This window comes from Angustibacter speluncae, from assembly GCF_054777815.1.
This window is the reverse complement of sequence record NZ_BAAHAF010000024.1, coordinates 1-9,908: the sequence shown is the minus strand read 5'-3', so window position 1 is coordinate 9,908 and position 9,908 is coordinate 1. Positions and strand designations below refer to the sequence as shown.

13 protein-coding genes and 1 pseudogene are annotated in these 9,908 nt (G+C 76.4%); 1 reads left to right on the top strand and 13 read right to left on the bottom strand.

The genetic code is table 11. From position 1 onward, the window contains the following. The 6 genes and pseudogenes from ACYVKY_RS02645 to infC form a co-directional block, all read right to left on the bottom strand. Nucleotides 1-209 (bottom strand): annotated as a pseudogene (locus ACYVKY_RS02645) (phenylalanine--tRNA ligase subunit alpha); the annotation flags it as partial. An 80-nt stretch (nucleotides 210-289) separates the two neighbouring features. Continuing rightward, nucleotides 290-1,378 (bottom strand): sensor histidine kinase, encoded by a 1,089-nt coding sequence (locus ACYVKY_RS02640; protein ID WP_460433440.1) that lies wholly within the window; start codon nucleotides 1,376-1,378, stop codon nucleotides 290-292. A gap of 45 nt (nucleotides 1,379-1,423) precedes the next feature. Further along, complete coding sequence (locus ACYVKY_RS02635; protein ID WP_460433439.1) at nucleotides 1,424-2,251, bottom strand: TrmH family RNA methyltransferase; 828 nt, start codon at nucleotides 2,249-2,251, stop codon at nucleotides 1,424-1,426. Between the two features lie 46 nt (nucleotides 2,252-2,297). Continuing rightward, nucleotides 2,298-2,678 (bottom strand): 50S ribosomal protein L20, encoded by a 381-nt coding sequence (rplT, locus tag ACYVKY_RS02630; RefSeq protein ID WP_460433438.1) that lies wholly within the window; start codon nucleotides 2,676-2,678, stop codon nucleotides 2,298-2,300. Between the two features lie 87 nt (nucleotides 2,679-2,765). Further along, on the bottom strand, nucleotides 2,766-2,960 hold the full coding sequence (gene rpmI / locus ACYVKY_RS02625; RefSeq protein WP_460433437.1) for a large ribosomal subunit protein bL35: 195 nt from the start codon (nucleotides 2,958-2,960) through the stop codon (nucleotides 2,766-2,768). A 64-nt stretch (nucleotides 2,961-3,024) separates the two neighbouring features. Beyond that, nucleotides 3,025-3,645, bottom strand: coding sequence for a translation initiation factor IF-3 (gene infC / locus ACYVKY_RS02620; RefSeq protein ID WP_460433436.1), 621 nt, complete (start codon nucleotides 3,643-3,645; stop codon nucleotides 3,025-3,027). Nucleotides 3,646-3,970: 325 nt separating this feature from the next. On the opposite strand from infC, the gene ACYVKY_RS02615 reads away from it, so the two are divergent. Then, a complete protein-coding gene (locus tag ACYVKY_RS02615) occupies nucleotides 3,971-4,366 on the top strand; it encodes a DUF1844 domain-containing protein (RefSeq protein WP_460433435.1) in 396 nt (131 codons plus the stop codon). 70 nt (nucleotides 4,367-4,436) lie between these two features. Here ACYVKY_RS02615 and ACYVKY_RS02610 read toward each other — a convergent pair whose 3' ends face one another. From ACYVKY_RS02610 to ACYVKY_RS02580, 7 genes are all read right to left on the bottom strand, one after another. After that, on the bottom strand, nucleotides 4,437-5,069 hold the full coding sequence (locus ACYVKY_RS02610; RefSeq protein WP_460433441.1) for a response regulator: 633 nt from the start codon (nucleotides 5,067-5,069) through the stop codon (nucleotides 4,437-4,439). A gap of 43 nt (nucleotides 5,070-5,112) precedes the next feature. Beyond that, nucleotides 5,113-6,354, bottom strand: a complete 1,242-nt coding sequence (locus ACYVKY_RS02605) for a sensor histidine kinase (RefSeq protein ID WP_460433434.1) — start codon at nucleotides 6,352-6,354, stop codon at nucleotides 5,113-5,115. A gap of 29 nt (nucleotides 6,355-6,383) precedes the next feature. Further along, entirely contained in the window at nucleotides 6,384-7,175 is a 792-nt protein-coding gene (locus ACYVKY_RS02600) for an ABC transporter permease (protein WP_460433433.1), read from the bottom strand. Continuing rightward, nucleotides 7,172-8,134, bottom strand: a complete 963-nt coding sequence (locus tag ACYVKY_RS02595) for an ABC transporter ATP-binding protein (RefSeq protein WP_460433432.1) — start codon at nucleotides 8,132-8,134, stop codon at nucleotides 7,172-7,174. The genes ACYVKY_RS02600 and ACYVKY_RS02595 overlap by 4 nt, the downstream gene beginning before the upstream one ends. 82 nt (nucleotides 8,135-8,216) lie before the next feature. Further along, nucleotides 8,217-8,915: an SseB family protein gene (locus ACYVKY_RS02590; protein ID WP_460433431.1), complete on the bottom strand. Its 699-nt coding sequence runs from the start codon at nucleotides 8,913-8,915 to the stop codon at nucleotides 8,217-8,219. 4 nt (nucleotides 8,916-8,919) lie between these two features. Beyond that, nucleotides 8,920-9,660 (bottom strand): 1-(5-phosphoribosyl)-5-[(5-phosphoribosylamino)methylideneamino] imidazole-4-carboxamide isomerase, encoded by a 741-nt coding sequence (priA, locus tag ACYVKY_RS02585; protein ID WP_460433430.1) that lies wholly within the window; start codon nucleotides 9,658-9,660, stop codon nucleotides 8,920-8,922. Then, nucleotides 9,657-9,908 (bottom strand): hypothetical protein (locus ACYVKY_RS02580; RefSeq protein ID WP_460433429.1); only part of this gene is annotated, 252 nt, incomplete at its 5' end. The genes ACYVKY_RS02580 and priA, both read right to left, overlap by 4 nt.

Sequence of the window (9,908 nt, the reverse complement as noted above, 5' to 3'; positions counted from 1 at the left end):
CGCGCCGCCGGCGGCAGCGCGCCGATCTCGCGGTTCGACAGGGCCAGCGCGCTGCGGTCGCCGTCGTGCTCGAGCCGCGCGGCCTTGAGGGCGTCGAGGTCGGCCGCCGCCGCGAACGCCTCGAGCGCCTCGGCCACGGCGGTCGCGACCGCCTCCGGGGACAGCGCGGCGACCTCGACGGGGTCGTACGAGGAGTTCGGTGCGGACATGCCCCCGAGCCTAGTGACCGGGTCGCGACGCCTTCGCGCGCGTTCCGGCCCGTGGTCGGGCCGGGCCGGACACGGGGGCGTCAGGCCAGGTGCTCGGGGGCGCCGCCGGGCAGCGTCACCCGGAACATCGCGCCGCCGAGGCGGGAGCGGCCGACGCTGATGCGGCCGCCGTGCGCCTCCGCGAGCCCGCGCACCACGTACAGCCCGAGGCCGGTGCCGCCGCGACGCTCGCCGCGCCAGAACTTGCTGAAAACCAGCGGGATGTCGGCCTCGGGGATGCCCTCGCCGGAGTCCTCGACCACGATCTCGACCCCGGGCTCGTCGGGCGACGACGCCGGGTCGGTCGCCACCCGGACGTGGACAGGCGTGCGGCCGTGCCGCCGTCCGTTCTCGAGCAGGTTCGCCAGCATCTGCTCGAGCCGGTCCGGGTCGACCCAGACCTCCGGCAGGTCGGCCGCGACGTCGACGACGAACCACTCCGGGTCGGCCTCGCCGTTGCCGCTGGCGAGCGCCCGCTCCACCTGGCCCCGCACGGCAGCCGGCAGGTCGACCGGCTGGCGGCGCACCTGCAGCCGACCGGCGTCGATGCGGGAGATGTCGAGCAGCTCGGTGATGAGCCGGGTGACGCGGTCGGCGTCGGCCTCGATGGTCTGCAGCATCAGCTGCTTCTGCTCGTCGGTGAACCGGTCCCAGCGCCGCAGCAGGGTGGAGCTGAAGCCCTTCACCGACGTCAGCGGCGAACGCAGCTCGTGCGCGACGGTCGAGATCAGGCCGGCGTGGTCGGTCTCGGCGCGCCGGCGCGACTCGGTGTCGCGCAGCGACAGGACGACCCGGTCGACGGGTCCGAGCCGCTCCGGGCGCACGTACGACGCGGTGACGAGGAGCTCGTTGCCGCCCGGGAGCAGCAGGAGCCGCTCGCGGTGCCCGGTGCGGGTCGCGATGCCGCCCCAGGGGTCGGTGGCGTCCCAGTACCGGCGGCCGCTGGTGTCCTGCAGCGGCAGGACGGTGCGGACGTCCTGCCCGACCAGGCGCTCCTGCGGGATGCCGGTGCAGCGCACCGCCGCCCGGTTGACGCCCAGGACCACGGCGTCGGGCCCGGCGACGACGAGGCCGTCGGGGTGGTGGTCGCGGCTGATGAGCGCGCCGGGCGGGATGGCGTGCTCCATCATGCGCGCTCCGTCATCCGCGCAGGGTAGCCGCAGCGCGCGACGTGCTCAGCGCCGTCGGCGCTGGGAGCGGGCGGTGGCGTAGAGGCAGACGGTGGCGGCGGTGGCCAGGTTGAGGCTCTCGGCCCGGCCGTGCACCGGGACGCGCACCACCAGGTCGGCCAGGGCGCGGTCGGCCTCGGGCAGGCCCCAGGCCTCGTTGCCGAACACCCACGCCACCGGACCGGTGAGCGGGCCCTCGCCGCGCTCGGCGGCGTCCTGCAGGTCGTCGAGATCGTGCTCGCCCGCGCCGTCGGCGGCCAGCACCGCCAGGCCGGCGGCTCGCAGCCCGGCCACCGTCTCGGCGAGCGTGGGGCCGGTGACGACGTCGAGGTGGAACAGGCTGCCGGCCGTGGATCGCACGCACTTGGGGTTGTACGGGTCGACGCTGGCGTCGGTGAGCACGACGGCCTCGGCGCCCGCGGCGTCGGCCGCGCGCAGCACGGTGCCCGCGTTGCCGGGGTCGCGCACCTGCGCGAGCACCGCCACCAGCCGGGGGGCGCGGTCGAGCACCTCGCCGAGCGGGCGGTCGACCGGCGTGCACACCGCCAGCAGCCCCTGCGGGGTCACGGTGTCGGCCATCGCCGCCAGCACCTCGTCGGTGCAGGGCCGCACGGCCACCCCGCGGTCGCGGGCGGCGGCGACGATCTCCGGGTGCCGCTGCGCGGCGTCCGGGGTCAGGTAGAGGTCGCGCACCACGCCCGCGGGCACGGCCTCCCGGACGGCCTGCGGCCCCTCGGCGAGGAACAGGCCCGCCCGCCGACGCGCCGGACGCCCGGACAGCCGCGCCACCGTCCGCACCCGCTCCGATCGCGGGTTCGACAGCAGCTCGGTCATCCGGGCGTCCAGTGGTCGTGCGGTCCCGCCGGGGCGGGACGGCGGCTCAGGCCGCGGAGTTCTCGGCCTTGGCCGGGAGGGACTGCTTCGCCAGCTGCACCAGCGCGGTGAAGGCGGGGGCGTCGTTGACGGCCAGCTCGGCCAGCATGCGGCGGTCGACCTCGACACCGGCCAGGCCGAGGCCCTGGATGAACCGGTTGTAGGTCATGCCGTTCGCGCGGGCGGCGGCGTTGATGCGCTGGATCCACAGCCGGCGGAAGTCGCCCTTGCGCTTCTTGCGGTCGCGGTAGGAGTAGACGAGGGAGTGGGTGACCTGCTCCTTCGCCTTGCGGTACAGGCGGGACCGCTGGCCCCGGTAGCCGCTCGCCTGCTCCAGGACTTCCCGGCGCTTCTTCTGGGCGTTGACAGCCCGCTTCACGCGTGCCACGTGGTGCTCCTCAGGTTCTGGCCGGTCGGGGTCGCCCGACCGGGGTGGGTCGTCGGGCCGGGACGCGCGCGGCGTCCCGGCGGGGGCTCACTTGCCGAGGAGCCGCTTGATCCGCTTCACGTCCGCGGGCGCGACCGGCTGGTCGAGCTCGAGGCGGCGGCGGTGGCTGCTGGACTTGGAGTCCATCTTGTGGACGTCCATGGCCTGCTGGCGCATGACCTTGCCGGAGCCGGTCAGCTTGAAGCGCTTCTTCGTGCCGCTGTGGGTCTTGTTCTTCGGCATGGCTGCCGTTCTCCTCGGTGTCGTACGGACGGCCGGCGGTGCCGACCGGGGTCTGGGTGGTCGCTCAGGCGCTCGCGCCGTCGGGGACCTGCTCGCTCGCCTCGGCGGTCTGCTCGGCGTCGGCCGGGGCCTCGTCGGCCGGGGCCTCGTCGCGCTCGCGCCGGCGGGCCTTGCTGCTGCCGGCGCGGGCCGCGGCCTTGGCCTCGGCCTTCTTCTTGTGCGGACCGATCACCATGACCATGTTGCGGCCGTCCTGCAGCGGCGCGCTCTCGACGAAGCCGAGCTCGCCGAGGTCGGCGGCGATGCGCTGCAGCAGCCGGTAGCCCATCTCGGGGCGGGACTGCTCGCGACCGCGGAACATGATCAGGACCTTGACCTTGTCGCCGCCGGCGAGGAACTTCTCGGCCTGGCCGCGCTTGGTCGCGTAGTCGTGGGGGTCGATCTTCAGCCGGAGCCGGATCGTCTTCAGCGTCGTGTTCGCCTGGTTCTTGCGCGCCTCACGGGCCTTCATGTCGGCTTCGTACTTGAACTTGCCGTAGTCCATGAGCTTGCAGACGGGCGGACGCTCGTTCGGCGCGACCTCGACCAGGTCGAGGTCGGCCTCGGCCGCCAGCCGCAGGGCGTCCTCGACGCGGACGATGCCGACCTGCTCGCCGGCCGGGCCGACGAGGCGGACCTCGGGCACACGGATCCGGTCGTTGATGCGGGGCTCGCTGATGTGCTGCTCCTGTCGTCAGGTACGGGGGGCCGCCACCGGACGGAGAAGGCCTCCGCCGGCGGACGCTCGACGAAGGCCTCGGGAGGTCGCGGGCACCGGCGTCCGCGGGGGACGCCGAGCACGCTGCACGGGCGGCGGGCCGTCCGTGCCGACCAGGACCCGGACACCTGCGGCCCGCGAGGGCCAGGACGGTGACGACGGGTGGGAGAGAGGCTCTCCGCTTCACGTACGCGGGTCCGTCGTCGCGCGAGGCGGTGGCGGACCCGGTCGGTCTGCGTGCAAGGGTACACCGGTGAGCACGGACGCACCCAATCCCGACCAGCCCGCCGCCGAGCAGGCCGCCGCCGAGCAGGCCGCCGCGCAGCAGGCCGCCCGCGACATCGCGGAGGTGAGCGCCGTCGAGGTGATCACCACCGCCGCGGTGCACCTGATGAGCGCCGCCGCCGTGCGGTGCGGCCTCGAGGAGGGCCCGCAGGCCGACGAGCACCAGGACCTCGCCGAGGCCCGGGTGCTCATCCAGGCCCTCGCCGGCCTGGTCACCGCCGCGGCGCCCGACCTCGGCAGCCAGCACGCCCGCTCGCTGCGCGACGGCCTGCGCTCGCTGCAGCTGGCCTTCCGCGAGGCCTCCCCCGTCCCCGACCCGCTGGGCCAGGGCCCGGGCGAGCGCCTGACCGGAGGGGTGAGCTAGCGGAACCACCGACCGACCAGCCCGGCGACCAGGGCGTGGGAGCCGGGCTGCGCGAGCGCCAGCGAGCCGACTAGTCGAGGAGACTCCTCCGGTAGCCCTCCGCGACGGCGGCGGCGCGGTCGGTGACGCCGAGCTTGTCGAAGACGTGGGCGAGGTGCGTCTTCACGGTCGCCTCGCTGACGAACAGGGTCGAGGCGATGGCCCGGTTCGGGGTGCCGCGGGCGACCAGGGTGAGCACCGCCAGCTCCCGCTCGGTGAGCTCGGAGCCCTCCTCGCCGCGCAGCCGGTTGACGACCTGGGTGGCGGCGGCCGCCGACAGCACCGACTCCCCCCGGGCGGCGGCGCGCACGGCCCCGAACAGCTCCTCGCGCGGGGCGTCCTTGAGCACGTAGCCGGTGGCGCCGGCCTCGAGGGCCGCGTGCACCTCCCGGGCGGTCGCGTAGGTGGTGAGCACGAGCACCCGCGGCGCCGGTGCACCCGGTGCCGCGGTGCGGCGCAGGGCGGCGGTGGCGGTGACGCCGTCACCGCCGGGCATCCGCAGGTCCATCAGCACGACGTCGGGGCGGGTGCGCCGCGCGACCGCGAGCGCCTCGACCCCGTCGGCGGCCTCGCCCACGACCTGCAGCCCCGGCTCGGCGCCGAGCATGCCGCGCAGGCCGTCGCGCACGACGGGGTGGTCGTCGACGACGACGACGCGCACCACGTCCGGCGCGGCCTCCCGCTCGCCCGCTGCTCCACCCTGCGGTTCAGCCACGGCGCACCGGCACCCGCAGGCCCACCGCCGTGCCCGCGCCGGGCGCGGACTCCAGGACGCGCTCGACGGCGAGCCGCTCGGCCCGGCGGCGCATGCCGGGCAGGCCGAACCGGCCCTCGGCGGGCGCGGCGGCGCCCGTGCCGTCGTCGCGGACGTCGAGGGCGAGCTCGCCGGCCATGAAGCTGAGGGTCACGGCCACGCGGGAGGCGCCCGCGTGCAGCTCGACGTTGCGCAGCGCCTCGCCGACGACGCGGAGCACGGCGCTGTCGACCTCGGGCGGCACCGGCTGGACCGTCCCGGTGACGACGGCCTGCGCCGGCGTGCCGGTGCGGGTCGACCAGTCGTCGACGAGCCGCTTCACGGCGTCGACCAGGTCGGACCCGTCGAGCGCCTCGGGCAGCAGGCCCTCGACCGAGCGGCGCGCCTCGGCCAGCGCCCCCCGGGCGAGCCCGCCCGCCCGGTCGAGGCGGGTGAGGGCGCCGGCGGGGTCGTCGTGCACCTGCGTGCGGGCGGCCTCGAGCTGGGTGACCACGCCCATCAGGCTCTGCGCGATCGTGTCGTGGATCTCGAGCGCGAGCCGCTCCCGCTCGTCGTGGCGACCCGACTCGCGCGCCCGCAGCACCAGCGCGTCGTGCAGGTCCTCGTTCTCGGCGAGCGCCTCGGCGAGCCGCCGGTTGACCTCCTCGAGCTCGCCGATGGTCGCCACCCGCTGCTCCGCCAGCTCGTCCTGCTCCAGCTGCATCCGGGTGAAGAACAGCACCAGGCCGCCGTTGACGAGGACGAGCACGCCGAGCACCGCGGCCTGCAGCGGGTCGCGGGGCGGGAGCCCGCCGGACTGCGCCCCGGCCATCGTCACCGCGGTGACCACCACGACGACGACGGCGGTGCGGCGGGCGGCGTAGCGGGTGGCGTCGAAGTAGCCGACGAAGGCGCCGAGGGAGAAGAACGGGTTGAGCAGGCAGAGCACCGACACGGCGACGGTGCGCCCCACCAGGTAGACCGCGGACCAGGGGTCGCCGGGACCGGTGGCCCGCCACCGCCGTCCGACCAGGAGGTGGTGGCCGGCCAGCAGCACCACGACCAGGGCCGCGGCGACCACCTGCTCGGTCGGCGTCATCCCCACGAAACCCGCGGTGCCCGCGGACACCGCGGTGGCGACGACGAGCAGCACCGGCGGCGCGTACCGCACGAGCTGGTCACCGCGACGGTCGACGCGCACCGCCAGGTCGTCCACGGCGCGCTCCTCCCCGTCCCGCTGCACCCTCACTCCCAGCGGAAGTATCGCGCCGCGAGGCCCCCGAGGACCACGGCCCAGGCCGCGGTCACGAGCAGGTGCACCGGCTCGGGCCAGCCGCCGCGGGCCGCCGCGTCGAGCGCGTACGCGGCCGACCCGAGCGGGGTGAGCGCGACGACGTCGGCCAGCCACCCCGAGAACACGGTGACCGGGACGTACACGCCGGCGGTGAACATGCTCGGGACGAACACCGCCGTGCCGACGACGGCGGCCGTCCGGGTCGAGGTGATCACACCGCCCAGCAGGCAGCCGGTCGCCAGGGAGGCCGCGAGCGCGAGCAGCAGGGCCAGCAGGTACGGCAGCGGGGCCTGCGGGAGCGGCGTCCGGTAGACCAGCGTGCCCGCGGCCACGACCAGGACGCCGGACACGAGCACCGCGCCGCCGTGCAGCGCCACCTGCGCGAGCAGCAGGTGCCGCGGGCGGGCGGGGGTGGTGGCGACCCGGCGCAGCACCTTCTGCTCGCGGTAGGCGGCGAGCACCTGCGGCATCGCCTGCACCGAGGCCATGATCACGGCGAGCAGCACCGAGATCGGCACGTACAGGTCGACGACCCGCAGCCCCCCGAGGCCGGGGTCGGGCTCGCGGAACGGCGGGACCAGGCCGATCACGACCAGCAGCAGCGTGGGGAAGCCCGCGATCCAGAACAGCGAGAACGGCTCGCGCAGGAACAGCCGGGTCTCGGCGGCCAGCACCGCCCGTCCCGGGCGGGCGCGCCCGGCGCGCGACGCGGCGGCCGGGGCCGCAGCGGTGGTGGTGCTCATGCGGGGACCTCCGTGGCGGTGGCGGTGGCGGTGGTGGTGGCGGCGGACTGGTCGGCGAGCCGGCGGACGACGTCGAGGTAGGCGTCGTCGAGGGTGGAGTCGACGACCCGCAGCCGGTGCGGGACGGTGCCGGCGGCGTGCAGGTGGGCGAGCACCGCGGTCACGCCGTCGTCGTCGGCCTGGACCTCGACGTCCGGGCCCGCGACCCGGGCCGCCCGCACCCCCGGCAGCGCCGCGAGGGCGTCCGCCAGGCCCGGCACCGGGTGCTCGGTGCGGAAGGTGAGCAGGGTCGGGGCGCCGCTGCCGCGGACCACCTCGTCCGGGCTGCCCTCGGCGACGACGCGTCCGTCGGCGACGAGCACGACCCGGTCGCAGAGCCGCTCGGCCTCCTCCATCAGGTGGGTGACGAGGACGACGGTGGTGCCCTGCTCGCGCACGTCCTGCACGAGCTCCCAGGTCGCCCGTCGCGCCTGCGGGTCGAGGCCGGTGGTCAGCTCGTCGAGCAGCACGACCCGCGGGCGGCCGACGAGGGCGAGGGCGATGGCGAGCCGCTGCTGCTGCCCGCCCGACAGCGCCTCGTACCTCGTGCCGGCCGAGTCGCGCAGGCCGAGCCGCTCGAGCAGGGCGTCCGGGTCGAGCGGGTCGTCGTGGAAGGCGGCGAACAGCCGGACGGCCTCGCGCGCCGTCAGCCGGGCCTGCAGGCCGGCGCTCTGCAGCTGCACGCCCAGCACCCGGGTGACCTCGGCCCGGTCGCGCCACGGCACGAGGCCCGCCACCGTCACCGTGCCGCTGTCGGGGCGGCGCAGACCGGCGACGGTCTCGACCGTGGTGGTCTTGCCGGCGCCGTTGGGGCCGAGGACGCCGAGCACCTCGCCCTCGTGCACGTCCAGGTCGATGCCGTCGACGGCACGGGTGGCGCCGTAGCTCTTGCGCAGGTCGCGGACCTCGATGATCGCCATGCCCCCACCGTCGCGGCCCCGGGGGCCCGGTGCGGTCCACCGATCGGCTACGGGTGGATCGCCATCAGGCCAGCGAGCCGGCTCAGGCGGGGACCACCCGCAGCTCGAGCGAGTCGACCAGGTCGGCGACCTCGGGACGGGCCGCGAGCGCCTCGGAGACGCGCGTGGTGAGGGCGACCAGGTCGTCGCGGTCGAGCCCCGGTCGCAGCGCCAGCACGACGGCGAGCTCGGCCCGCCGTCCCGGTTCGCAGAAGGCGCCGGCCAGCGCCGGCTCGTGCGCGCCGACCGCCTCGGCCACCTCGGCGACGGACCGCACCACGTCGGGGTGCGCCGGCGAGGGCACCCAGGGCTCGTCCCTGGCGACCGCCCACAGCGCGGGCCGCGGGACGACGACGCCCGCGCCGCCGGGGTCGACCACCAGCAGGTCGCAGCCGTCGTCGACGGCCGACAGCGCCGCGCGGCGGGCGCGGACGGGCACCGGCCGGGCGCGGGCGTCCCAGCCGGCGAGCGCCTCGGCGGAGGAGAAGACGGGCAGCGCCTGCCGACCGTCCGGGGCGGTCAGGGTGACCAGCGCCATGTCGGCGCTCTTGTCCGACGCGAGGCCGGTGAGGCTGCTCTCGCCCGTCTCCCCCAGCACCGCGACGACGGGCACGAACACGCGCGCGGTCGCGAGCGCCCCGACCACGGCCAGGACGTCGGCGGCCGCGAGCGCCGCGACGAGCGCGTCGTCCGGGGCGCCGTCGTCGCCGGCGAACTCGCCGGGCGCCAGCAGGCCGCTCACGCCCTCACCGCTCCCCCGCGACCTCGAGGGCCTCGGTGAGGGTGAACGCCCCGGCGTAGAGCGCCTTCCCGACGATCGCGCCCTCGACGCCGACCGGCACCAGCTCGCGCAGCGCGCGCAGGTCGTCGAGGCTCGACACCCCGCCCGAGGCGACGACGGGACGGTCGGTGCGGGCGCAGACCTGCTCCAGCAGCGCGGTGTTCGGGCCGGTGAGCGTGCCGTCCTTGGCGACGTCGGTGACGACGTAGCGGGCGCAGCCGTCGCGGTCGAGGCGCTCCAGCACCTCCCACAGGTCGCCGCCCTCCTGCGTCCACCCGCGGGCGGCGAGCGTGGTGCCGCGCACGTCGAGGCCGACGGCGACGCGGTCGCCGTGCTCGGCGACGACGCGGGCCGTCCAGGCCGGGTCCTCCAGGGCGGCGGTGCCGAGGTTGACGCGGCGGCAGCCGGTCGCGAGCGCCCGGCGCAGCGACTCGTCGTCGCGGATGCCGCCGGAGAGCTCGACGTCGACGTCGAGGGTGCCGACCACCTGGGCCAGCAGCTCGGCGTTCGACCCGCGCCCGAACGCGGCGTCGAGGTCGACGAGGTGGATCCAGGACGCGCCCTGCCGCTGCCACTCCAGGGCGGCGTCCAGCGGTGCGCCGTAGCGGGTCTCGGTGCCGGCCTCGCCCTGGGTGAGCCGGACGGCCTGCCCGTCGGCGACGTCGACGGCGGGCAGGAGCTCCAGGACGGTGGGGGTGTCGGTCACGACGAGGGCCTCCGGTCGAAGACGAGGACGGTGAGGATCGGCCAGGCGAGCAGCGAGAGGGCGGCGGCCGCGGCGCGCAGGCCCCAGTCGGCCACGACCACCCACAGCAGGGTGTTGAGCACCAGCAGGGCGGCGAGCAGCGCGAGGTCCTGGCGGCGGCGGCGGCGCGCGAGCACCGAGTCGCCGCGCCCGCGGCCCGGGCGCAGCTCGACGCCTTCGCCGACGTCGCGGCGCGCTTCCACGACTCG

Bases quoted from the DNA above. Each gene is read 5' to 3' on its own strand.
- ACYVKY_RS02640 (WP_460433440.1), bottom strand. From the start codon at position 1,378: ATGATGGAGCACGCCATCCCGCCCGGCGCGCTCATCAGCCGCGACCAC.
- rpmI (WP_460433437.1), bottom strand. From the start codon at position 2,960: ATGCCGAAGAACAAGACCCACAGCGGCACGAAGAAGCGCTTCAAGCTG.
- ACYVKY_RS02635 (WP_460433439.1), bottom strand. From the start codon at position 2,251: ATGACCGAGCTGCTGTCGAACCCGCGATCGGAGCGGGTGCGGACGGTG.
- ACYVKY_RS02600 (WP_460433433.1), bottom strand. From the start codon at position 7,175: ATGAGCACCACCACCGCTGCGGCCCCGGCCGCCGCGTCGCGCGCCGGG.
- ACYVKY_RS02595 (WP_460433432.1), bottom strand. From the start codon at position 8,134: ATGGCGATCATCGAGGTCCGCGACCTGCGCAAGAGCTACGGCGCCACC.